This is a genomic window from Amycolatopsis sp. NPDC005003 (assembly GCF_053600695.1).
This window is the reverse complement of sequence record NZ_JBSGAI010000061.1, coordinates 26,380-49,178: the sequence shown is the minus strand read 5'-3', so window position 1 is coordinate 49,178 and position 22,799 is coordinate 26,380. Positions and strand designations below refer to the sequence as shown.

Here is a 22,799-nt window from a genome sequence, read left to right as displayed (position 1 = left end):
CGGCTCCCGGCTCCCGGCTCCCGGCTCCCGGCTCCCGGCTCCCGGCTCCCGGCTCCCGGCTCCCGGCTCCCGGCTCCCGGCTCCCGGCTCCCGGCGAGCGTCCCAAGGCGGCCTCCGTTGCGTCCCACGCACCCAAGGCCACATCGGGGCGCTAACGGACCCGCCTGACTCCCTTCGGCGGGGCCGGGAGCTGCAGCGGTTCGGTCGCCTCGCGGCAGCCGTAGCGCGCGAACACCGCCTGTGCCTTGTCGCGCAGCTCGAGGGCGCGGCGTTCGTCTCCGGACAACGCCGCCGCCGTCGCCAGGTCGCGGAGGGTTCTCGCCTGCCAGACCGGCAGGCCCAGCGCGTGCCACCACTCCAGCGACCGCTGCAGGTGCACCTTCGCCGCCGCCGGCTCGGCGGCCGCCAGGTCGAGCTCGCCGAGGGTGCGCAGGACCAGCGCCTGGCCGAAGCCGTCCTGGAGTTCGTTGCACGTGCTCAAGGCCTCCTCGAGCGAGGCGCGGACCTCCTCGCCCCGCCCTTGCCGGATCCGCACCTTCGCCAGCGCCTGGTCGGCGTAGGCGACGACGAGCCTGCTGCCGACGATCCGCAGTTCTTCCGCCGCCCGGGCGCAGCAGTCGGCGGCTTCGTCGAGCCGGCCCGCCGCGCGGTGGATGATGCCGATCGACCGGAGGGCCAGTGCCGCGCCGCGGCGGTTGCCCGACGCGCGCCAGTGGTCCAGCGCCTTCGCCACGGACTCCGCCGCCCGGACGAGGTCGCCCGCTTCGGTGAGGATCATGCCGAGGTTGTGCTCCGCCTGGGCGAGCTCCTCGTCGGTCCCTTCGCGCCGCAACACCGGGACCGCTTCGGTCAACGCCTGTTCGGCCGCGGCGAACGAGCCGCGTTCGCGCAGCACGAAGCTCAGGCTCAGCCAGGTCCGGGCCTGGCCGAGGCGGTCGCCGACGGCCCCGTACGCGGCGAGTGCCTGGTGGTAGTACGCCAGCGACTCGTCGAACCGGTCCTGTTCGAAGTAGAGCGTCCCGATCCCGTGCAGCACCAGGCCTTCGGCCGCGCGGTCGCCGGCCCGCTGGGCCGCGGCCAGCGCGGCGGTGTGGGTGCGCCGCCACTGGCCGAACTGGTTGCGGGCGGCGAAGGTCGAGGAGGACAACGCCGAAGCCAGCCCGGCCGCGGTGGCGACCAGGTCCAGTTCACCGGTCCGCTCGACCACGCCGACCAGCAGCTCCTCCTCGGCCTCGAACCAGGCTTCCGGATCGGTGCGGAGGCCGTCGAACGTGGCCTGGTCCAGCCGTCCCCACCCCGGCGGCGGAGGTGTCCGGCCGGACGCGTGCCGGACCAGGTGCAGCGCGTCGGTGCCCACGCGGTCCAGGGCCGCCCGGATCTCGTCGGCGGTCTCCTCGGCCTCGCACAGCTCCAGGGCGTACGCCATGGTCAAGTCGTGGATGCGGTACCGGCCCAGCCCGGTGACGTCGGTGCCGGCGGGGTCGAGCAGCTGCGCGTCGACGAGCCGTTCGATCACGTCTTCGGCCTCGGCGACGGGGACGTCCAGCAGCGGAGCCGCCAGCCAGCCGGCGAACTCCTGCACGCCGGTCAGGCCCAGGCGGCGCAGCGCGGTGCGCTCCGGCTCGCCGAGGCCGTCGTAGCTCACCGCGAGACTGCCCCTGACCTCCAGGTCGCCGAGCACGAGTTCGTTGAGCAGCCGCTGCTTGCGGCCCAGTCGCTGCGCCAGTCGGGACACCGTCCACTCCGGCCGGGCGGCCAGCCGGGCGCCGGCGATGCGGACCGCCAGCGGCAGGTGCCCGCACAGCCGCACGATCTCCAGCGCGGCCCCGGGTTCGGCCGCCAGCCTCGGCCCGACCAGCCTGGCCAGCAGTTCGAGGGTCTCCACCTCGGGCAGTTCCTGCAGGTCGAGCAGCGTGGCGCCCTCCAGCGCGGCCAGCCGGACCCGGCTGGTGACCAGCACCGCGCAGCCGGCACCGGCGGGCAGCAGCGGCCGGACCTGCTTTTCGCCTGCCGCGTCGTCGAGCACCACGAGCACCCGCCGGTCGGCGAGCAGGGACCGGTACAGGTCGACGCGCTCCGCCCGCCCGGCCGGGATCGCCGCGTCGGCCACCCCGAGCGCCCGCAGGAACCGGGCGAGCACCTCGTCCGGGTCGGCCGGCGCCGGGTGGTTGCCGTGGAGGGTGGCGTAGAGCTGCCCGTCGGGGAACTGCTCGCGGATCCGGTGGGCGGTGTGCACGGCGAGCGTGGTCTTGCCCGAACCGGGCTTGCCCGAGACGGCGCAGATCCGGGCAGCCGAGCCGGCCGGGCGCAGCCCGTTCAGCAGGTGGTCGATGTCCTCGCGCCGGCCAGTGAAGTCCGAGATGGTGGCCGGCAGCAGGCTCGGCGTCAGCGCCGCGACCGGGGGCGCCGTTTCGCCCGCGGGTTCGGCGAGCACCGCCTGGAAGGCCGCCTGCAGCTGCGGGCCCGGCTCCACGCCGAGTTCGTCGTCCAGCAGCCGGCGCGCCTCGTGGAAGGTGGCCAGCGCGTCAGCCTGCCGGCCCGCCTGGTGCAGGGCCAGCACCAGCTTGGCGCGCAACGGTTCGCGCAGCGGGTGCTCGGCGACCAGCGCGGTCAGCTCCCCAGCCAGCGCGCCGCCGCGGCCGAGCCGGAAGTCCGCCTCCAGCCGGGCTTCCACCGCGGCGAGCCGGGCCTCGGCCAGCTTCGTCCGCTCCGCCTCCGCCCACTCACCCTCGGCTCCGCCGAGCGGCGGCCCGCTCCACAGCGCGAGCGCCTCGGCCAAGGTCGTCGACGCCAGCCGCGCGTCACCGGCCGCGAGCGCCCGCCGTCCCGCGCTCACCGCCCGCTCGAACCGGACCAGGTCGACCGACTCGGGGGCGACGTCGAGCACGTATCCCGGCGCCTGTCTTCGCAGCGCGTGATCCCGTTCACCGAGCATCCGGCGCAGTGCGGAGACATACGTGTGCACCACCGAACGAGCGCTGTTCGGCGGATTTTCGCCCCACAGCGCGGTCAGCAGGGTGTCGACGGACACCACGCGGCCGACGTTGAGCAGCAGCGCCGCCAGCAGCGCGCGCGGCTTCGGGCCGCCGAGCGGAACCTGCTCCCCCGCAACGAACACCGCCATCGACCCCAGCAGCCGGAATTCCACGTTCGCCCCCACAGTCCGAGAAATCCTCCCTACAGACGGAAACCGCGCTGTGCCGTTGTCCCCCTCAGCCCCGCCGTGACGATCCTGTGATCCTCCCGCACGCGGCGGCCTGAAGAAAAGCTCCAAAGCCACCTGGAGGTTTCGTGCAGGCCCGCCGGGCAGAGTTCTCGTTGTCGCCACCAGCAGACCGAATCCCGAGGGGGAAACCGCAATGAAGAACATCGCTCGCCTCGCCGCTCTCGCTCTCACCGTCGCCGCGCCGCTCGTGCTCGCCGCCCCGGCGCACGCCGCCGACACCGGCTCCATCTCCGGCGACGTGTGGCTCGACAGCAACAGCAACGGCCTGCGGGAGGTGGGTGAGCCGGCCATTGCGGGCCACTACATGCTGCTCGAGGGCACGAACACCGTGGTGCAGACGGACGACAAGGGCCAGTACGAGTTCAAGAACCTCCCGCCGGGCAGCTACTCGGTGAAGTCGACCGACCGCGCCGGGTTCGGCGAGGGCTGGACGACGGTCGGTGGCGACTCGAAGTTCGCCGGAGCCGACGGCAGGCACTGGGACCCGGTGGTCCTGACCGCCGGCCGGCGCGTGACGCACCTGGACAGCGGTTTCGCCACCGCCAAGGTCGACTACCGGGCCGGCCAGATCATCATCAGCAACCCGGCCCCGAAGGTCGGCGACGTGATCGACATCATCGGTTCCGCGGTCCCGGTCGGCAACGTCTACGACCAGTTCGGCGGCCAGCTTTCGCTGCCGGACGGCCTGCGCGTCGTCGAGCGCCTCGGCGGCATGCCGAAGTACTACGCGACCGAGCCGGCCGGCAAGGTCACCGGGTTCTTCTACGACCGTCGTCACCCGGGTGCTTACGAGTTCGTCGGTGCGCGGGTGGTCGTCGAGAAGCCGCTGTCCGCCGCCGAGATCAAGATGACCGCGTGGAAGGGCCTGTTCGGCGGCACCGACCCCGACTTGGCCAACGACGTCCTCTCGGCGACGCTGACCACCAGCTGACACAGCTGGCGGACAGGGGGGCAGGAAGGCCCGATTCCCGGGGGGAGGGAATCGGGCCTTCCTCGTGCGTGCACCGGGGCGCTCAGCCGTCCTCGACCGAACGGCGGCGGGCCTCGAACACCGCCGTCAGCACCTCGGGTGCGCAGCCCGCGGCTCGCGCCCGCCGGCCCGCCGCCGTCAGCTCGGCCAGCAGGAGCGCGCGCACCGCCGCGCGGGTCGCCTCCGGGAGTCTCGAAGACGGGTCGGGCACCCTCGGCCTCCTCTCTCCGCACACCAGCCTTCACCTGACGGACGCGGTCAGCGCCACCACGGCGGCGGGGGCACCGGGAGCCGCAGGGGGCAGCCGCCGTGGCAGCCCGTCCAGCAGTCCGCCAGCCAGCGGGTCAGCGCCACCGGGCCGAGCAGGCTGTCCTCCCACACCGGAGTCAGCTCGCCCGCGCGCCGCAGCACCTCTTCCGCTGTGCCGCAGAAGGAAACCACCGCCGCGACGGCCGCGTCGGCCCGCTCCACCGGCCAGGCGACCGCGGCTCCCGGCAGCCGGGCCGGGATGGCCAGGCCGGTGCCGATGGTGCAGTTCCGCGCCAGCTGCACGGCGAGATCGAACTCGACCGCTTCGGCGTGCCGCTGTCTCGCCCGCCAGCGGGGCGAAGCGGCCGCGGCGTACAGCCCGGCCAGACGGGCGGCGACCAGCCCGTCCCACACCGTCAAGAGCACCGCTCGCGTGTCGGCCGGAGGGGCGTCGGCGAGCTCGTGGGTGACGGCGCTGAGCCAGGCACACGGGTCCTTGACTTGACGATCAGCGACGACGGTCACGGCAGTCAGTTTCCCACCGCCACGCGGAAGCAACCCCGAGATGATCATGGTTCACCCCAGCATCACCCGGTCAGTGGCGGACCGTTGAGCGGCGCCGTAACCCAATCGGGTACTGGGCGTGACCGAATCGTCACAACTGTGCGACCATGTCGGCGCTCAGTGCCGAGCACGCCCCTCGAACCCGTTTCCGTGAAAGGCCCCGACGAGTGATCAAGATCAGCAAGAGCCGGGCCGGCACCCAGCGCGTCACCTTCAGCCTCCCGATCGGCGCGCCGCCCGGGCGGGTGAGCGTCGTGGGCTCGTTCAACGACTGGACGCCCGGCCGGCACCACCTCACGCCGCGATCGAACGGCCGCCGCTCGGCGTCGGTGGACGTGGCACCGGGGACGGTCCTGCAGTTCCGCTACCTCGCCGAGGGCGGCCACTGGTTCGACGACCCCGACCTGCCCGACCGCGCCGACGGCAACTGCGTCTGCTCGACGCCGTAACGGCTCAGCCCCGGCGGCGCCGCTTCCCCGGCGGCCCGCCGCCCCGCCGGGCCGGTTTCGCGGCGGCAGCCTTCCTTTCCGGGCGCTTGCGCTCCGCCGGCGCCTGCGGGCGCCCGCGCGTGCTGTTCACCGTGCGGCCGCGGACGATCCCGATGAACTGCTCCATCAGGTCCGTCGTCTCCTCCTCCAGCCAGGACAGCGCGACGCTCGACTGGGGCGCGTCCCCGACCGGCCGGTAGGTGAGGTCGCGGCGGTGGTGCAGCCGGGCCAGTGACTGCGGGACGACGAGCACCCCGACCCCGGCCGCGACCAGCTCGATCGCGTCCGCCGTCGTCTCGGGCCGGGACACCGCCGGGCGGCCGGGCCGGGTCTCCCACGAAAGCGTGTCGTCCAGGGGGTGCAGCACCACCTCGTCCGCCAAGTCCGCCGTGGACACCTCGTCGGCCGCCGCGATCAGGTGGTCCTTGGGCACCACGACGACCGACGTCTCGGTGTAGAGCGGGATCGCGTGCAGGCCGTCGCGGTCGATCGGGGACCGCAGCAGCGCCGCGTCGGCGTCCCGGCTGCGCAGCAGGCCCGCGGCGTCGGCGGGGGCCACCGGGACCAAGGTCAGCGGCACCTCCGGCACCCGCTCGCCCCAGGTCCGCACCCACTTGGCCGGTGTCGCGCCCGGGACGTACGCGAGCTTGAAAGAGGTCACCGGGTCAGGTTACCGGGAGTGACGCTGGCTACCCTGGACGGCATGACGTCGCACAAGACCACCCAGACGATGAAGCCCGCGACAGCGGCGAAGAAGCTGGGTGTGTACCTCGAAGCCACCCCCGCGGAGTTCCGGGAGGGCGTCGTGACGCGCGACGAGCTCAACGCGCTGCAGACCGACCCGCCGGAGTGGCTGCGTGAGCTGCGCCGCACCGGCCCGCACCCGCGGCCGGTGGTCGCGGCGAAGCTGGGCGTCTCGATCGGCGGCCTCACCCGCGGCGGCATCACCGAACCGCTCACCACCGAGCAGATCGACGCGCTGAAGGCGGAAAGCCCCGAGTGGCTGGTCCGGGAGCGCGCCACCCAGGCCGAAGTGCGCAAGGAAGCGGTACGGCTCAAGGAAAAGAACTGAAGGCCGACCTCTCGGCCGAGGCCGCGGGCCGCCTCGACGCCGAAGACGAGCTCGCCGCCTTCCGCGAACGGTTCGTCCCGATCACCGATCCCGGCGTCGTCGCCTACCTCGACGGGAACTCGCTGGGCCGCCCGCTGCGGGCCACCGCCGAGCAGCTGCAGGAGCTCGTCGCGCACGAGTGGGGTGCCCGGCTCATCCGGTCGTGGGACGAACGCTGGCTCACGCTGCCCGAGGAGATCGGCGACGAGCTCGGCCGCGTCGCCCTCGGGGCCGCGCCGGGGCAGACCATCGTCGCGGATTCGACGTCCGTGTGCCTCTACAAGGCGCTCCGGGCCGCCGTCGCGCTGCGGCCCGGCCGCGACGAGATAGTCACCGACACCGCGAACTTCCCCACCGACCGGTTCCTCGCCGAAAGCGTCGCCGCCGAACTCGGGCGCACCGTCCGGTGGGTCGAAGGCGACGACGTCGCCGCGGCCGTCGGGCCACGGACCGCGGTGGTCACACTGTCCCATGTGGACTACCGGTCGGCGGCGATCACCGACCTGGCCGCCGTCACGCGGCTGGTGCACGAACGCGGCGGCCTCGTCGTCTGGGACCTCTGCCACAGCGTCGGTTCGGTCCCGGTCGAGCTGGACGCCGCCGAGGCCGACTTCGCCGTCGGCTGCACGTACAAGTTCCTCAACGCCGGGCCCGGCGCGCCCGCGTTCCTCTACGCCAACGCGCGGCACCACGCGGCGTTCGGCCAGCCCATCACCGGCTGGATGGGCGCCGCCGACACGTTCGGCATGGCCGCGGAGTACGTTCCCGCGCCCGGCATCCGGCGGGCGCTGTCGGGCACCCCGCCGGTGCTCGGCATGGTGGGCGTCCGGGAAGGCGTGGCGCTGCTGGCGGAAGCGGGCATCGACCGCGTGCGGGCCAAGGCCGTCGCGCTGGGCCGCTGGGTGATCGCCCTCGCCGACGCGTGGCTCGTCCCGCTCGGGTTCACGGTCGCCTCGCCGCGCGACGACGACCGCCGGGGCGGCCACGTCACCCTCCGCCACCCGGACGCCGAACGGCTTTCCCGCGTCTTCATCGAACACGGCGTGCTCATCGACTTCCGCCGTCCCGACGGCATCCGCATCGGGCTGAGCCCGCTGACCACCGGCTTCGCCGAGGTCCGGCGGGCGATGGACCGCATGCGCGAGCTCGCCGCCTGAACCCGTACCAGGCCTGCACCGGCGTGATCCGGCGAAATAGTAGCCATGTACTTAATAGCCATGTACATTATCCGGCATGAGCACTCCCGGTCACCTCGTCTGGCGGCTCTCCATGAAGTGGCGGGTCGCCGTGGACCGCGCCCTCGCCCCGCTCGGGCTGACGCACGCGCAGTACGTCTTCCTGTCTTCGCTCGCCGGCCTGGAGCGCGCCGGAACGAGCCCGAGCCAGCGCGAGCTGGCCGACCACACCGGGCTGGAAGCGCTGTACGTCTCCAAGCTCGCTCGCACGCTCGACGCCGAGGGGCTCGTCGAGCGCACCCGCGACCCGGCCGACACCCGGACGGTCCGGCTACGCCTGACCACCCGCGGGCGCGCGGTGACCGAGCCGGCGATCGCCACCGTGGCCGAGCTGCTCGACCGGCTCCTCGCCCCGCTCGGCGGCCGCACCGGCGAGCGCACCGCGGCGCTGGCCCGCGAACTCACCCTCCTCCTCGACACTCCCCTGGAGTCCTGAAAGGACAGTCATGCTGCACCACGAGGAAACCGGCTCCGGCACCCCGATCGTCTTCCTGCACGGCAACCCCGGCTCGTCGCACGGCTGGCGGCACGTCGTCCCCCACGTCGGCGGCGGACGGCTGCTGGCCCCCGACCTGATCGGGATGGGCCGCTCGCCCAAGCCGGACATCGCGTACACCTTCGCCGACCACGCCCGCCACCTCGACGCCTGGTTCGACGCACTCGGCCTGGACGACGTGGTCCTCGTCGGGCACGACTGGGGTGGCGCGCTCGCGTTCGACTTCGCCGCCCGGAATCCCGGCCGCGTCCGCGGGCTCGCGTTCTTCGAAACCATCGTGAAGCCCATGGCCTGGGACGACCTGACGCCGCAGGCGGCCGAGCGGTCGCGGAAGATCCGCACGCCGGGCGTCGGCGAGGACCTGGTGCTGACGCAGGACCTGTTCATCCGCCAGGCGTTCACCGGCGGGGTGCGCACCCCGGTCGCCGACGACGACCTGGCCGCCTACCTCGCCCCGTTCCCGACACCCGAAAGCCGCCGCCCGGTGCTCGCCTGGGCCCGGCAGCTGCCGCTCGGCGGCGACCCGGCGGAGCTCGTCGAGCGCATCGGGGCCTACGACGAGTGGCTCGCCACCAGCGAGGGCACGCCGAAGCTGCTCCTGACGTTCGAAGGCTCGCCGACGCTGCTCATCGGGGAGAAGATGGCGCGGTGGTGCCGTGCGCACATCGCCGCGCTCGACGTCGTCGCGTGCGGCGAAGCCGGGCACCACGCCCAGGAGGACCGGCCGAAGGAGATCGCCGCGGAAATCGCGGCGTGGCTGGACCGGCACGGGCTCCGCTAGTACCAAGCTCCCAGCCCGCCGGCACCGAAGCGCGACGCTAGGTGTGCCGCAGCGGCGGGCTCGCCGACACCCCGAGCACGCGCGCGGCGACCCACGCCAGGGCGTCCGCCGTGTGCGCCGGGGTGTCCGACGGCTGCATCACGTGGCTGAGGACCGTGCGGACGATGAGGTCGATCACCACCGTGACCTGCTCGTCGGCCAGCGGGGGCCGGTACGCCGCCACGCGGCCGGCCAGCATCACCTTCGCCTGGGTGAGGAGCGCGCCCGCGTCGGTGGTCAGCAGCGGCAGGAGTTCGGGGGCGGTGCCGTGCGTCGCGGAGGCGATCGCGCGCAGCAACGTGTTGTCGTCCGCGAGCTCCAGGACCGCGCGGACGGCGTCGTAGATCGCCTCGACCAGGTCGTCCGGGTGGCGGTCGAAGGCGGCGCCGACGACGGAGAGGAACCGGCCGAGCTCGTGCGCCACCATCGCTTCGGCCAGCGCGGCCTTCGAACCGATCTCGTTGTACACCGTCTGGCGGCTGACGCCGGCCAGCTCGGCCAGCCGGGCCATCGTCACCGCCTGCCAGCCGGACCGCGCCGTCAGCTCGATCGCCGCGGCGATGATCGGCCGCCGGTGCTGACCACCTTCCGGCACCGGAACCGCGCTGCTCATGATCGGCATTCTAGGGCCCGGCCGGGCCCACCCGCCCCGGTGCCACGAAGTCGACCTTCTCGCGCACGCCGCAGTCCGGGCAGCACCAGGAGTCCGGGATCGCCGCCCACGGCGTGCCGGCCGGGAAACCCTCGCGGGGGTCGCCGCGCTGTTCGTCGTAGACGTACCCGCAGCCGGGGCACATACCGCCTTCGGTGGCGTCGCCGCGGGTGTCGGCGAGCTCGGGCACCGCCGCCGTGACGCGGGTTCCGTAGCGGGCCAGGACTTTCGCGCGCTTGCCCGGCTGGATGTTGGCGCGCGAAATGTCCCCGCCGTAGTGGGCGAGCACCCGCGGGTCCATCACCCGGCGCCACAGCGGCGGGACGAGCGCCAGCACGATCATCCCGGCGTACCCGGTGGGCAGCACCGGCGACTCGGCGAAGTCGCGCAGGGTCTGGTAGCGGCGGGTCGGGTTGGCGTGGTGGTCGCTGTGCCGCTGCAGGTGGTAGAGCAGGACGTTGGTGGCGATGTTGTTGGAATTCCAGCTGTGGCCGGGGTTCACGCGCTCGTAGCGGCGCTTGCCGTCCGCGCCGACGCGCTGCCGCAGCATGCCGTAGTGCTCCATGTAGTTGACGACCTCCAGCAGTGAGAACCCGACGACGGCCTGGATCACGAGGTAGGGCAGGACGCCCGCGCCGAGCCAGGCGACCAGCGCCGCCCACAGCACCGCGGACATCAGCCAGGCGTTGACGACGTCGTTGCCGAGCCGGTACGGGTGGCGGCCGCGCCGGGCGTAGCGTTTGCGCTCCAGCCGCCACGCCGACTTGAGGGAACCGGACACCGTGCGCGGCCAGAAGCGGTAGAAGCTCTCGCCGACGCGGCTGCTCGCCGGGTCCTCCGGCGTCGCCACGCGGACGTGGTGGCCGCGGTTGTGCTCGATGTAGAAGTGCCCGTACCAGCTCTGCGCGAGCGCGATCTTCGACAGCCAGCGCTCGTGGCTCTCCTTCTTGTGGCCCAGTTCGTGTGCGGTGTTGATGCCGATCCCGCCGACGCAGCCGATCGACACGGCGAGCCCGATCTTGTCCGCCACGGTGAGCTCGCCCCGCGCGATCAGCCAGAACGCCGCCGCGAAGCCGAGGTACTGCACGGGCAGGAAGGCGAAGGTGATCCACCGGTAGTAGCGATCGTTCTCCAGCCGCTCGATGACGTCGTCGGGCGGATTGCTCCGGTCCAGCCCGGCGACGAGATCGATCAGCGGCACGATCACGAGGATCACGACCGGCCCGATCCAGAACCAGCCACCCCACCCGGTGGCGGCGTGCAGGCCGATGGCGAGGAACGCCAAAGAAGGCACGACCAGGCCGATCAGCCACAGGTACCGCTTGCGGTCGCGCCACAGCTCGGTCGAACCGGCGGGCAGGGTCCCGGTGGCTTCGCTCATCACACCCTCCTTGGCGGACTGCGTTGACAGGAGGATAGGCAATGTCCAGGCTGTTTGACAATCGCTCTCTCGATGTAAAGACACTCAGGGTTACGACGCCCCCTGCATCGCCCGCGCCAACCCGGTCGCGGTGGGCACTTCCAGGCAGCGGCGGTTCCCCTTTTTCCACCGCCGCGAACCAGTGCTCACCCCGAACCGGCGGAATTCAGTTTCACCCGTTCGGCGCAGTGCCCGACATCCCGAAATAGCCCGCAGCGCCGGTACCTGAGGAAATGCCGGTGATCGCCCCGGAGCAGACAGTAAACGGTGTTCGCCACCGGGCGGACGAGTGTCCGGAAGCCGGGTCGCACCGACCGGGTGTCAGAGGTTCGTGGTAAAAAACGGACCCTGATCGATTCTGCGGCTACACGGAGGGTGAGGCGAAGACGGGTGACGGCGGCCGCTGTGTCCCATCGTCGTGTCCGCTTCCTCGTCCGAGTCCCCATTCCTCGCCGACCGTCACTCAGGAGTTCGTGAACCGCCGTGCTGAACAAAGACCCCCGGGACGAGTCGGACAAACCGTACGACAAGTCGATCCGCAAAAGGCTGACCAGGACCGTTCTCATTCCCAGCGTCACGTTGCTGGTGCTGTGGATCGCGGTCTCGTCCTACTTCCTCTTCAATGGTGTTTACGTCCGGTTGGTCGCGGCTTCCGTGCGCGAGGTCTCGATCCCCGCCGCCACCGCGCTGGCCGAGTTCCAGAAGGAACGCCAGACCGCCCTGCAGTACCTCGATGACCCGGCGCTCGGCCCCGCCCGGCTCCAGCTGCAGCAGAAGGCCACCGACGTCAAGCTCGCCGAGCTGAAGGACGCGTTCGCCGCGACGATCTCCAACGCGCCGGACGAAATCGCGGCCAAGGTCAACGCGCTGAAGTCGCAGTTCGACCAGCTGCCCGTGCTGCGCTCGCAGATCAGCTTCCGCAGCATCGACCGCGCTCAGGTCAACGGCTACTACAACGGCGTCATGGACACCGCGTCCAACCTCTTCGACACCCAGGCCCGCGTCGTCCCCGACGCCGAAGCGGCGACCGGTGGCATCACGGCGACGTCGGTCTTCCGCGCCGGCGACGCGATGTCGCGCGAGACGTCGCTGGTTTCGACAGCCTTCTCGGCCGGGACGTTCGCACCCGACGACTTCGCCCAGTTCGCGCAGCTGTCCGGGATCTACCGGACCCAGCTGGCGCAGATCGCGCCGTTCCTCGACCCGGCCGTCCGCGACCGGTACCAGGCGCTGACCGGCAGCACCGCCTGGCGGCAGCTGGCGACCGCCGAAGCGGCACTGGTGAAGCACGGCCCGTGGGCCCCCGGCGAGCAGAAGTCCGTGCCGGTGTCCGAAACGGACTGGGAGAACGCGACGACCCAGGTCGCCCAGAGCCTCAACGACCTCGCGATCACCCAGGCGGACAAGGTTTCGGCCGCCGCGATCGACGCCGGCGACGCCCAGCTGCGCAACGTCATCATCGGCAGCATCGTGGCCCTGCTCGCGTCGCTGGCCGCGATCATCGTCGCGGTGCGGGTGTCGCGCTCGCTCGTCGACCGCGCGCTGATGACGCGCCTCGCGCGGCTGCGCAACGACTCGCTCGACCTCGCCCGCAACCGGCTCCCGGACATCGTGGAGCGGCTGAAGAGCGGCGAAGCCGTCGACCTGAAGGAAGAACTCCCCCGGCTCGACCACGGCCGCGACGAGATCGGGCAGGTGGCCGAGGCGTTCAACGTCGCCCAGCTGACCGCGGTCAACGCCGCGGCGAGCGAGGCCAAGGCCCGCAGCGGTGTGCACAACGTGTTCCTCGGCATCGCGCACCGCAACCAGGTCCTGGTCCACCAGCAGCTGCAGATCCTCGACGAGATGGAAGCCCGCGAGGACGACTCGACGCAGCTGGCGTCACTGTTCCAGCTCGACCACCTGGCCGCCCGCGCCCGCCGCACCACCGAGAACCTGATCATCCTCGGCGGCAAGCAGCCCGGCCGCCGCTGGCGCAAGCCGGTCGCGCTGATGGAGGTCCTGCGCGCCGCCGTCTCGGAGACCGAGCAGTACGCGCGGGTCCAGGTCGAGCAGGTGGCCGACGTCGCCATCGTCGGCGCCGCGGTGGCCGACACGATCCACCTGATCGCCGAGCTGGTCGACAACGCGACGTCGTTCTCGCCGCCCGGCTCGCCGGTCGAGGTGACCAGCCGGATGGTCGCGCGCGGCGTCGTCGTCGACGTGTCGGACCAGGGGCTCGGCATGAAGGACGGCGTCCGCGAGTGGGCGAACGCGATGATGGCCGAAGCCCCCGAGTTCGACGCGATGGCGCTGCGCGCCGACTCCAGCCTCGGCCTGTTCGTGGTCGCGCGCCTGGCGGACCGGCTCGGCATCACCGTCACCTTCGACCCGTCCCGCTACGGCGGCCTGCGCGCCACCGTCCTCATCCCCACCCAGCACCTGGCCGGCGAGCACGCCGACCAGGCCGGGGCGACCTCACCGGCGGAGACCACCGCGGTCCTCGCCCCGGTGGGCGCCCCGGCACCGCAGGCAGCAGAAAGCCCGCTCCGCACGATGGACCCGCCCAGCTCGTTCAGCGGCCAGATCCCGATGAAGCGAGACACCAAGCCGAGGCCGTACCCGGCACGTGCCCTCACCCCGCCCGACGCCCTGCCCTCCGTGCCGGCGGCGGCGCCGGAGGGGGAGCTCCCGATCACTCCGGCAACGGACGTGCAGCCGACCGACGACCGGCCCCGGCTGCCCCGGCGCGAGCCGCAGCAGAACCTCGTCGCCCAGCTCGAGAACGAACCCGACGACAGCGCCGACGACGTCGTGGCGCCGGGTGAAGGCACCGCGCGCACGCTCGCGGCGTTCCACAAGGGCACCCGCCGCGGGCGCGGCGGGCCGGACGACGACTCGTAATCCCGGACCACACACACTCCAAGTCCACACAGGAAAGTCAGGGTCTGAAGTCGAATGAACGAGTACGGGAACCCCAAACCCGATCTCAACTGGCTGCTCGACGACATGGTGAACCGCGTGGTCGGCGCGCAGAACGCCATCGTGCTGTCCGCCGACGGGCTGCTGATCGGCAAGTCGGCCGGGATGAGCAAGGACGACTCGGACCAGCTTTCGGCCATCGCCTCCAGCCTGCAGAGCCTCGCCAAGGGGGTGAGCAAGCAGTTCAACCGCGGCCCGGTGCTGCAGAACATGATCGAGATGGAGCGCGGTTACCTGTTCGTCTCCGCCGCGGGACAGGGCGCCTGCCTCGCCGTGCTGGCCGCGGACAACGTCGATGTCGAGATGATCGCCTACGAGATGAGCCGGCTCGTCAAACGCGTCGGCGACTACATGGCGTCCGCGCCGCGGGAAGCGGCGTCGGTCCTCCGGGAGGCCACATGAGTGCCGAAGACGGCTGGTACGACGAGGCCGCCGGGCCGCTGGTCCGGCCGTACACGATCACCAGCGGCCGGACGCCGGCCGGCACCGCGCGGCTGGACCTGTCGACGCAGGTCATGACGCTGCGGTCGGAGCAGGAGCCGGCCGGGCTGGGCCCGGAGCACAACGCGATCGTGCAGCTGTGCCGCCATCCGGTGTCGATCGCCGAGATCGCCGTGTACGTCAAGATCCCGCTGGGGGTCGTGCGGGTGCTCGTCGGCGACCTGATCGAACGCGGCCTCGTCATCACGCGGTCCCCTGCCCACCACCCGGCGCAGTCGCCGGACCTCGAAACACTCCAGGCGGTTCTCGATGGCCTCATCAAGTACTGACGGCACGGGGGCGGACATGGTCCCCACGCCGGTCAAGATCATCATCGCGGGCGGTTTCGGCGCGGGGAAGACCACGATGGTCGGTTCGGTCAGCGAGATCCCGCCGCTGACCACCGAAGAGGTGCTCACCGAGGCGAGCGCCGGCGTCGACGACCTGTCCGGCGTCGAGCGGAAGACGACCACGACGGTCGCGCTGGACTTCGGCCGGATCACCATCTCGCCGCGCCACGTGCTGTACCTGTTCGGGACGCCGGGCCAGGCGCGCTTCTGGTTCATGTGGGACGACCTGGCCCGCGGGGCGATCGGGACGGTCGTGCTGGTCGACACCCGGCGGCTGGAGACCAGCTTCGCCGCGATCGACTTCTTCGAACGCCGGAAGATCCCGTTCGTCGTCGCGGTGAACTGCTTCGACAACGCGCCGCGCTACACCGCCGACGAGATCCGCGAGGCGCTGGTGGTCCCGGACCGTGTGCCGATCGTCATGTGTGACGCACGCGACCGCGACTCCAGCAAGCTCGCGCTCATCCGGCTCGTCAAGCACGCGATGACGGTGGTGCCCGCCGCACGGGTCTGAGACCTGCGGGTTGTCCGCTTTTGTCCCCTCTGGACACCGCCGGTGTCCGCTGTGGCCCTGCGTGGCCGCGGCGGGCACCGGCGTACCCACATGGCGCAATTGACTGGACCACCCGGGTGCAGACTTTTAGTTGAGCACGCATCCAACTGATAACATCCGGTCGTGACGAGTCGCGTGCCGGAGTTTCCCGAATATATAAGGGAAAACTATCCGGCACAGGGTCGTCTCTTCGGCGACTTCCTGGGCGGGTTGTGGGCTACCGCCTGCGAAGCGCTGAACGTCCCTTTGGAGCAGTCCGTCCGGACCACCCGGATGCTGCGCGCCCTGCTGCCGCCGTGGGCGCACGAGCGGATCGGCCCGGCCCCCGCCCAGCCGTCCTATGTGGCGGACGACGGCTTCCCCGCCGAGATGTCGGTGAACTGGTCCGGCGCTCGGCCGGAGCTGCGGATCCTCTTCGACAGCCTCGGCCACGACGTGGTTTGGCCTGGTGAGAGCGTTTTCCACACCCGGCGCCTCGACCACGTCCGCGAGACGTTCACCCCGCGCGGGGGCCGGCCGACGCCGGCGCCGCTGTGGCATTCGATCGCCTGGCGGCCACCGTCCGCAGTGGTCCACAAGACGTACTTCGGCCTGTACTCGTGGCCGCACGCGCACCGCGAAGCCGCCGTGGCCGAAGCCATGGAGCGCCTCGGCCTGGCCGCGGCCTGGGCCGAAACCCGCGCTCGCGTCGAAACTGTCGAAGGCCGCCGCGAGATCGAGTTCTTCGCCGTCGACTTGGCCGACGAAGCGCAGGCCCGGGTGAAGATCTACTACCGCAACCACGACGCCGGCCTCGCCGAGGTCGAGCGCGTCGCCGCGGTCGCGCTGCACCACGACTCCCGGCAGGCGCAAGCCGCGTACCGGACGCTGGCCGGCGAAGGGGCGCACGCCGGCGAGGCGGCGTTGAGCTGCCTGGCGTTCCGGTCCGGCGTGGACCGTGCCGCCGAGTCCACGACGTACCTGCGGCTGCCCGCCCTCGTGCCCGACGACCGCGAAGCCGTGGAGCGCACCGCCGCGCTGCTGCACGACCAAGGCGTCGACCCCGGCCGGTTCCGCGCCCTCGCCGCCGCGCTGACGCCCGGGCCGCTGAGCGCCAGCCGGGGCGTGCTGGAGCTGGTGAGCTTCCGCGCCGCGGGCCGGCGCGGCGACGTGACCACGTACTTCCGGCTGCCCGTCTACGACCGGCCGCCGCCCGCCCCCCTATCGCCCGTCGATCTCGGATAGCCCGGCAGAAGGAGCAGATCGTGACCGAGCAGGACGTCGAGCGCGTGGCCCGCCACAACGAGCAGCGGCAGCGGGAGTACGAGGGGTCGGACCTGATCCGGCTGCTGACCGACGAAAGCACCACGGTCGAGACGAAGAAGGCGGTGCTCACGTACCTGCAGCCGTGGTCGAACGCGTTCCAGCGGATGATCAGCGCCCGGGTGACCTTCGAGAGCGACCCGGAACTGCGCGCGCTCGCGTGCGAGCACCAGGCGGAAGAGGTCGGGCACGACAAGATCCTGGCCCGCAGCCGCGCGGACGACCGGGAGCTCGTCTGGGACCCGGTGATCGAGATGGGCGCGTCCTGGTTCGTCGACCAGTTCGCGATCCTGCCCGGCGTGCAGCGCGCGGTGCTGGCGCACCTGGCCCTCGAGGCGGGCAGCCTGGTGTTCAGCCAGGCGGGCACGAAGGCCTTCCCCGACGACGAATACTTCGAGCTGCACGACGAGGCGGACGTCGAGCACCTCGAGATGGGCTACGAAGTGCTGCGGCGGCGGACCGACTGGACGCCGGAAGCGGCGATCACGGTGCTGGACCGGGCGTGGCAGGTGATCGGCGTGGTTTCCGACCGCATCGCCGAGTGCGCCCGCCGCGATACGGTGGCGGCGTGACGACCACCGAACCGGCCGCCGCCGCCCGGGAAGTCGCGCTCGAGGCCGCCGGCGCGTACCAGGAAGCGTTGGGAGAGCGCCTGATCGGCGCGTACCTGCTGGGCAGCCTGTCGTACGGCGGCTATTCCGCGGCCGCGAGCGACATCGACCTGGCCCTGGTGCTCACCGAAGCCGGCGACGACACGCGCTCGTCGGTCGAGAGGACGACGGCGGCGCTCCAGGAGCGGAGCCCGTTGCACCGCAAGCTTTCGGTGTTCTGGGCCTCCCTGCCGGCGTTGCGCGAAGGCCGCGACGACGGCCGGTTCCCGGCCTTGGACCGCTTGCAGCTGGCCGACGACGGCCGGGTCCTGACCGGTTCGGACGTCCGCGCCGAGGTCGCCCGCCCGGAGGCGGCGGAGTCGCTGCTGGAGAGCGCGGGCTTCGCGATCGCGGTGCTGGCCACCGACGAGGTGACGGCGGAGTTCCGCACGCCGAAGCGCCTGCTGGCGGACAAGGTGTGGTTCACGAAGGCGGTGCTGTTCCCGGTCCGGTTCCTGTATTCGGGAACGACCTCGACGGGCCGGGCGGCGAACAACGACGAAGCGATCGAGTGGTACCTGGCGCAGCCGGACGCCCCGGCGGCGTCGCTCGTGCGGCTGGCGCGGGAGGTCCGCGCGGGACACCCGCTGGAGCCGGCCGAGGTGGAGCCGGAACTGGCGGCGGGGCTGGTTCCGCTGTACCGGTACTACATCGAGGCGGAAACCCGGCGCCTGCGGGAAACCGGGGCACCCCAGGACCTGGTCGACGCGTTCGCCGACTGGGAAAAGCGGCTGGGGTGAGCCGGCCCCGGCGGCGTGCGGGGAAGCACACCGCCGGGGCTCACCGCTCGGCCCGCGGGTCCGCGATGCGGCCGGGGGCACGCCGCGCTGGTTCCGTGTTACGGGAACCGGCGCCTTTCCCCCTCACCGCAGGGTCAACGGCGTCTCCGACTCCACCCGCGTCAGCTTTTCCGGGTTCCGCACGAAGTACAGCCCGCTGATCCGCCCCCCTTCGACGCGGACCGCCATGATCCCGTCGAACGCCCCGTCCACGTGCATCGCCAGCGCCGGGTTGCCGTTCACCACCACCGGGGCTCCGGTCAGCTCGACCGCCGCCTTGCCGATGCCGCCGATGATGAAGCGGGTCACCTTGTCCGCTCCCGAAACCGGGCGCAAAGCCGCCTGCTTCACGCCGCCGCCGTCGCTCAGCAGCACCACGTCCGGCGCCAGCAGATCCAGCAGCCCCTGCAGATCACGGCCCTCGAGAGCCCGCTGGAAGGACTCCAGGACCGCCCGGGTTTCCCGTGCCGAAACCGTCTCCCGCGGCCGGCGCGCGTCCACGTGGCGGCGCGCCCGGCTCGCGATCTGCCGGACCGCCACCGGGGTCTTGCCCACCGCCTCGGCGATTTCGTCGTAGCCGAGGTCGAACACCTCGCGCAGCACGAACACCGCGCGCTCGGTCGGCGCCAGCGTCTCGAGCACCAGCATCAGCGCCATCGACACGCTTTCCGCCAGCTCGACGTCCTCGGCCACGTCCGGTGTCGTCAGCAGCGGCTCCGGCAGCCACGGCCCCACGTACGCTTCCTTGCGGCGCTGCATCGTGCGCAGGCGGTTGAGCGACAGCCGGGTCGTGATGCGGACCAGGTACGCGCGCTCGTCGCGCACCCCCTCCTGGTCGACGTCCGCCCAGCGCAGCCACGTCTCCTGGAGGACGTCCTCCGCGTCGGCCGCCGAGCCGAGCATCTCGTACGCCACCGTGAACAGCAGGTTCCGATGGGCGACGAAGGCCTCGGTCATGACGTTTGCTCCCCTCACGCGGAACCGCCTCGGCGGACGTGGGTGATCATCGCACCTCCATGAGGTTCTCCTGTCGAACGGTGTCCGGCCTCAAGACACCGCCCACCGCGGACTTGTGACACGTTGATTCTGTACCTACTAGTATGTACAGTCAGGTCCCATGGGAACCCGGGACCAGCTCGTCGACAGCGCCCGCGAACTGCTGTGGGAACGCGGCTACGTCGGCACCAGCCCCAAGGCCATCCAGCAGCGGGCGGGCGCCGGCCAGGGCAGCATGTACCACCACTTCGCCGGCAAGAAGGACCTCGCGCTGGCCGCCGTGCGGCGCAGCGCCGAAGACCTGCTCGCCGCCGCCGAAGCGCAGCTGCGCACGCCTGGCACCGCCGTCGAGCGCATCACCGCCTACCTGCGGCGCGAGCGCGAAGTCCTCAAAGGCTGCCCGATCGGCCGGCTCGCCCAGGACCCCGACATCGTCGCCGACCCGGAACTGCGCGCCCCGGTCGACGAGACCCTCACCCGCATGCGCGCCCGGCTGGCCGAGGTGCTCCGCGAAGGCCGGGACGCGGGCGAGCTGCCCGCGACGCTGGACACCGCCGCCCTCGCCGCCACGATCGTCGCCGTCCTGCAGGGCGGGTACGTGCTCGCCCGGGCCGCCGGCTCCCCCGAACCGTTCGACCAGGCCGTTTCCGGCGTGCTCGCCCTGCTCGCCGCCCACTGAACCCCAGAACCTCCAGGGAGAACCGAAGTGCACGTCCGCCGCGTTCCGGCCACCAGCACCGCCGCCCCCGCCGAGGCGATCACCGGCAGCGCGTGGATCACCTCGCTAGCCGTTCCCGAAGGCCCGTCGCGGACCCGCGTCGACCGCGTCCAGTTCGCCCCCGGCGCCCGCACCCGCTGGCACCGGCACTCGCTCGGCCAGGTCCTCGTCGTCACCGAGGGCACCGGCTACGTCCAGCGCCGCGGCGGCCCGGCCCAGCTGATCCGGCCGGGCGACACGGTCCGCGTCGCCCCCGGCGAATGGCACTGGCACGGCGCCACCGACACCACGCCGATGACCCACCTGGCGATCGAGGAACTCCCCGCCGACGGCACCCCGACCGAGCTCGGCGACCCGGCGGGCGAGGGCGAACCCGCCGCCGTCCCGGCCTTCACCCGCACCCTGCTGCTGGACCAGCGGCTCCCGGCGCCCCGGGTCATCGATCACGTCGAAATCCGCCGGATCACCATCGCCCCGGGCGAGCATCTCGGCCCGCACGTCCACAACGGACCGGTGTTCGGCAGCATCGAAACGGGCTCGGCGGTTTACCAGATCGACGGCGAGCCCGAAACCGTGCTCACGCCGGGCGACGTCTTCCACGAGCCCGAGTCGACGCGGATCGCCCGGTTCGACCCCCAGGGCGACGGCGTCACCTTCCTCGCCTACTTCCCCGTCGGACCAGGCGAGACGCCGGCCCTGACCATGCTGGACAGCTGACCCCGCACTCCACGCTTCACCTGGGTACACGGCTCCCGGTTCATTGCGGTTCACCACATTTCCGAACTCTTTCCTCACGCGACAAAGCACTGGACAACGGGGCGCACAGGAGTCACGATTACGCCGTGCCCGCCCCGAGTTGATCTTCCGGAAGAATCGGTTGACTTTTCACAAGGCGGACATTGTTATCGCTAACAGAGAACCACTCCACTGGTGTCGGGCCGGTGGAATCTCTTCCTCCTTTGAACCCCATGGAGTCACTTCATGCCCGGAAACGCGGGAAAGCACCGCATCTCCCGACGAACCAAGATCGCCACCGGTGTCCTCGCGCTGGCCGTGGCCGCCGGCGGCATCGCCGTGTCGACCACGTTCGGCACCCCCGGCCAGGCCAGCGCCGATCCGGCCGACCCGTCGCTCTACATCGACATCCTCAAGGTCCCGCCGAACAACCGGGAACCCGCGAAGTCGCGCGGCGCGTCCACCGGCACCTTCACCGTGGACTGCGGCCGCAACGAGAACCAGCACTTCAACCCGGACAACTTCGTCGCGCAGCCCGGGGTGCGCAACGGCGCCCAGCACCTGCACGACTACGTCGGCAACCTCTCGTCGAACGCGGACTCGAACAACAAGAGCCTCGAAGCCGCCGGGACCACGTGCAAAAACGGGGACAAATCCGCCTATTTCTGGCCGGTCGTCCGGATCGACACCGAGGACGAAGAGAAGAACCCGCCCGCGAAGTCCCCGCAGGGCGACCGCGACCAGGCGGCCCAGGACGCCGTCTCCCCGGCGATCACCTGCCCGGACGTCGCCAGCCGCCTGCCCGACGTCCCCGACTCGGCGATGGCCGAGGTGAACCGCAACCTGGACCTGCTCGACACGCAGATCGACGAGGCCAACAAGCGGCTGATCAGCACGCGCGGCCAGGGCGGCCCCAACTTCGTCCAGAACGCCATCCTCGGCCCGCTCAAGGACAAGCGCGTCGCCACCATCGACCGCATCGCGATCGCGATCGGCCGCACCGCCGCCAAGCCGCAGGGCCTCGACGTCCTCGCCCCGTGCAAGCTGAAGGAGCAGGCCGGCAGCGGCGGCAACCCCGCGAGCAACGGCGGCGGCGCCCCCGGTGGCGCGGCCCAGCAGATCACCTGCCCGGACGTCGCGAGCAAGCTGCCCGGCGTCCCGGCGTCGGCCAAGGCCGAAGTGGACCGCAACCTCCAGCTGCTGAACACGCAGATCCAGGAAGCCAACCAGCGCCTGATCAGCACCCAGGGCCAGGGCGGCCCCAACTTCGTCCAGAACGCCATCCTCGGCCCGCTCAAGGACAAGCGCGTCGCCACCATCGACCGGATGGCCATCGCGATCGGCCGCACCGCCGCCAGGCCGCAGGGCCTCGACGCGCTCGCGCCGTGCAGCCTCGGCCAGGGGAACAACAACGGCGGCAACGGTGGTGCGACGGCGACGCCGCCGCTGCCCGGCCCGGACGCCAACAACGAGCTGCCGGACAACGACGGCCAGATCCAGCGGCCGGCGAAGGTCGGCATCACCTTCCGCGGCAGCGCGGCCGGCAAGGTCGTCGCGATGCCCAAGTTCCTGCGCGCGCTCAGCGGTGACGCCAAGCCGTCCATCAACGGCACCAAGAACACCCGGGCCGCGTGGACCTGCACCGGCTTCGAGAACCGGCTGACCGACAAGTACCCGATCTGCCCCGAAGGCAGCAAGGTCGAGCGGATCCACGACTTCCCGAGCTGCTGGGACGGGCAGAACACCGACAGCGCCAACCACCGCACGCACATCGTGTTCCCGGACGCGGCCGGGCGCTGCGCCGCCGGGTTCAAGGCGGTGCCGCAGCTGCGGACCACGCTGATCTACGACATCCCGCACGACATCCAGGTCAAGAAGCAGTACAAAGTGGACTCGTTCCCGTCCGAAAAGCACAATCCCCTGTCCGACCACGACGACTTCGCGAACGTGATGTCGCAGAGCATCATGAACCAGGTCGTCAACTGCATCAACCGCAACAAGACCTGCAACGCCTGACCCGCGCGGGTGGCCCGCCGCGGACGGC

At 71.7% G+C, this 22,799-nt stretch carries 23 protein-coding genes; 16 read left to right on the top strand and 7 right to left on the bottom strand.

Going from position 1 to position 22,799, the window contains the following annotated elements; genetic code table 11:
• Positions 1-151: 151 nt before the first annotated feature.
• Complete coding sequence (locus tag ACWED2_RS43120; protein WP_449696292.1) at positions 152-3,160, bottom strand: BTAD domain-containing putative transcriptional regulator; 3,009 nt, start codon at positions 3,158-3,160, stop codon at positions 152-154.
• Between the two features lie 199 nt (positions 3,161-3,359).
• Between ACWED2_RS43120 and ACWED2_RS43115 the strand changes: the two genes are divergently transcribed.
• Positions 3,360-4,157, top strand: a complete 798-nt coding sequence (locus ACWED2_RS43115; RefSeq protein ID WP_449696291.1) for an SdrD B-like domain-containing protein — start codon at positions 3,360-3,362, stop codon at positions 4,155-4,157.
• A gap of 82 nt (positions 4,158-4,239) precedes the next feature.
• Here ACWED2_RS43115 and ACWED2_RS43110 read toward each other — a convergent pair whose 3' ends face one another.
• Together ACWED2_RS43110 and ACWED2_RS43105 are read right to left on the bottom strand one after the other, a co-directional pair.
• Positions 4,240-4,407, bottom strand: a complete 168-nt coding sequence (locus tag ACWED2_RS43110) for a hypothetical protein (RefSeq protein WP_449696290.1) — start codon at positions 4,405-4,407, stop codon at positions 4,240-4,242.
• 47 nt (positions 4,408-4,454) lie between these two features.
• Complete coding sequence (locus tag ACWED2_RS43105) at positions 4,455-4,970, bottom strand: hypothetical protein (protein WP_449696289.1); 516 nt, start codon at positions 4,968-4,970, stop codon at positions 4,455-4,457.
• 206 nt (positions 4,971-5,176) lie between these two features.
• Between ACWED2_RS43105 and ACWED2_RS43100 the strand changes: the two genes are divergently transcribed.
• Positions 5,177-5,458: an isoamylase gene (locus ACWED2_RS43100; protein WP_449696288.1), complete on the top strand. Its 282-nt coding sequence runs from the start codon at positions 5,177-5,179 to the stop codon at positions 5,456-5,458.
• 4 nt (positions 5,459-5,462) lie between these two features.
• Here the strand turns inward: ACWED2_RS43100 and ACWED2_RS43095 are convergent, their stop codons facing one another.
• Complete coding sequence (locus tag ACWED2_RS43095; protein ID WP_449696287.1) at positions 5,463-6,158, bottom strand: LysR substrate-binding domain-containing protein; 696 nt, start codon at positions 6,156-6,158, stop codon at positions 5,463-5,465.
• A 42-nt stretch (positions 6,159-6,200) separates the two neighbouring features.
• Between ACWED2_RS43095 and ACWED2_RS43090 the strand changes: the two genes are divergently transcribed.
• The 4 genes from ACWED2_RS43090 to ACWED2_RS43075 all read left to right on the top strand — a co-directional run bounded on the left by ACWED2_RS43090 (position 6,201) and on the right by ACWED2_RS43075 (position 9,120).
• Positions 6,201-6,569 carry a DUF5997 family protein gene (locus tag ACWED2_RS43090; protein WP_167384846.1) on the top strand — a complete coding sequence of 123 codons (369 nt, stop codon included), beginning with the start codon at positions 6,201-6,203 and terminating at the stop codon, positions 6,567-6,569.
• Entirely contained in the window at positions 6,566-7,765 is a 1,200-nt protein-coding gene (locus ACWED2_RS43085) for a kynureninase (RefSeq protein ID WP_449696296.1), read from the top strand. The genes ACWED2_RS43090 and ACWED2_RS43085 overlap by 4 nt, the downstream gene beginning before the upstream one ends.
• Positions 7,766-7,841: 76 nt before the next feature.
• Positions 7,842-8,279: a MarR family winged helix-turn-helix transcriptional regulator gene (locus ACWED2_RS43080; RefSeq protein ID WP_449696286.1), complete on the top strand. Its 438-nt coding sequence runs from the start codon at positions 7,842-7,844 to the stop codon at positions 8,277-8,279.
• Positions 8,280-8,289: 10 nt separating this feature from the next.
• Entirely contained in the window at positions 8,290-9,120 is an 831-nt protein-coding gene (locus ACWED2_RS43075) for a haloalkane dehalogenase (RefSeq protein WP_449696285.1), read from the top strand.
• A 37-nt stretch (positions 9,121-9,157) separates the two neighbouring features.
• Here ACWED2_RS43075 and ACWED2_RS43070 read toward each other — a convergent pair whose 3' ends face one another.
• Positions 9,158-9,781, bottom strand: coding sequence for a TetR family transcriptional regulator (locus ACWED2_RS43070; protein WP_449696284.1), 624 nt, complete (start codon positions 9,779-9,781; stop codon positions 9,158-9,160).
• A 1-nt stretch (position 9,782) separates the two neighbouring features.
• A complete protein-coding gene (locus tag ACWED2_RS43065) occupies positions 9,783-11,192 on the bottom strand; it encodes a fatty acid desaturase (RefSeq protein WP_449696283.1) in 1,410 nt (469 codons plus the stop codon).
• Between the two features lie 522 nt (positions 11,193-11,714).
• Between ACWED2_RS43065 and ACWED2_RS43060 the strand changes: the two genes are divergently transcribed.
• The 7 genes from ACWED2_RS43060 (at position 11,715) to ACWED2_RS43030 (ending at position 18,267) form a co-directional block, all read left to right on the top strand.
• Complete coding sequence (locus tag ACWED2_RS43060) at positions 11,715-14,114, top strand: nitrate- and nitrite sensing domain-containing protein (protein ID WP_449696282.1); 2,400 nt, start codon at positions 11,715-11,717, stop codon at positions 14,112-14,114.
• A 54-nt stretch (positions 14,115-14,168) separates the two neighbouring features.
• Entirely contained in the window at positions 14,169-14,594 is a 426-nt protein-coding gene (locus ACWED2_RS43055; protein WP_086851216.1) for a roadblock/LC7 domain-containing protein, read from the top strand.
• A complete protein-coding gene (locus tag ACWED2_RS43050) occupies positions 14,591-14,962 on the top strand; it encodes a DUF742 domain-containing protein (RefSeq protein WP_449696281.1) in 372 nt (123 codons plus the stop codon). The genes ACWED2_RS43055 and ACWED2_RS43050 overlap by 4 nt, the downstream gene beginning before the upstream one ends.
• 16 nt (positions 14,963-14,978) lie before the next feature.
• Positions 14,979-15,536, top strand: coding sequence for a GTP-binding protein (locus ACWED2_RS43045; protein WP_013228186.1), 558 nt, complete (start codon positions 14,979-14,981; stop codon positions 15,534-15,536).
• Positions 15,537-15,698: 162 nt separating this feature from the next.
• The gene (locus ACWED2_RS43040) at positions 15,699-16,799 is read left to right on the top strand and encodes a hypothetical protein (protein ID WP_449696280.1); all 1,101 of its coding nucleotides are present in this window, start codon (positions 15,699-15,701) and stop codon (positions 16,797-16,799) included.
• A gap of 20 nt (positions 16,800-16,819) precedes the next feature.
• Positions 16,820-17,449 (top strand): hypothetical protein, encoded by a 630-nt coding sequence (locus ACWED2_RS43035; protein ID WP_449696279.1) that lies wholly within the window; start codon positions 16,820-16,822, stop codon positions 17,447-17,449.
• Positions 17,446-18,267 carry a hypothetical protein gene (locus tag ACWED2_RS43030; RefSeq protein WP_449696278.1) on the top strand — a complete coding sequence of 274 codons (822 nt, stop codon included), beginning with the start codon at positions 17,446-17,448 and terminating at the stop codon, positions 18,265-18,267. Before ACWED2_RS43035 ends, ACWED2_RS43030 begins: the two co-directional genes overlap by 4 nt.
• A gap of 123 nt (positions 18,268-18,390) precedes the next feature.
• Here ACWED2_RS43030 and ACWED2_RS43025 read toward each other — a convergent pair whose 3' ends face one another.
• The gene (locus ACWED2_RS43025; protein ID WP_449696277.1) at positions 18,391-19,263 is read right to left on the bottom strand and encodes an RNA polymerase sigma-70 factor; all 873 of its coding nucleotides are present in this window, start codon (positions 19,261-19,263) and stop codon (positions 18,391-18,393) included.
• Positions 19,264-19,423: 160 nt separating this feature from the next.
• On the opposite strand from ACWED2_RS43025, the gene ACWED2_RS43020 reads away from it, so the two are divergent.
• The 3 genes from ACWED2_RS43020 (at position 19,424) to ACWED2_RS43010 (ending at position 22,771) form a co-directional block, all read left to right on the top strand.
• Positions 19,424-19,981 (top strand): TetR/AcrR family transcriptional regulator, encoded by a 558-nt coding sequence (locus ACWED2_RS43020; RefSeq protein ID WP_449696276.1) that lies wholly within the window; start codon positions 19,424-19,426, stop codon positions 19,979-19,981.
• 27 nt (positions 19,982-20,008) lie between these two features.
• Entirely contained in the window at positions 20,009-20,737 is a 729-nt protein-coding gene (locus tag ACWED2_RS43015) for a cupin domain-containing protein (RefSeq protein ID WP_449696275.1), read from the top strand.
• Between the two features lie 264 nt (positions 20,738-21,001).
• Entirely contained in the window at positions 21,002-22,771 is a 1,770-nt protein-coding gene (locus ACWED2_RS43010; protein WP_449696274.1) for a DUF1996 domain-containing protein, read from the top strand.
• The last annotated feature ends 28 nt before the right edge of the window (positions 22,772-22,799 follow it).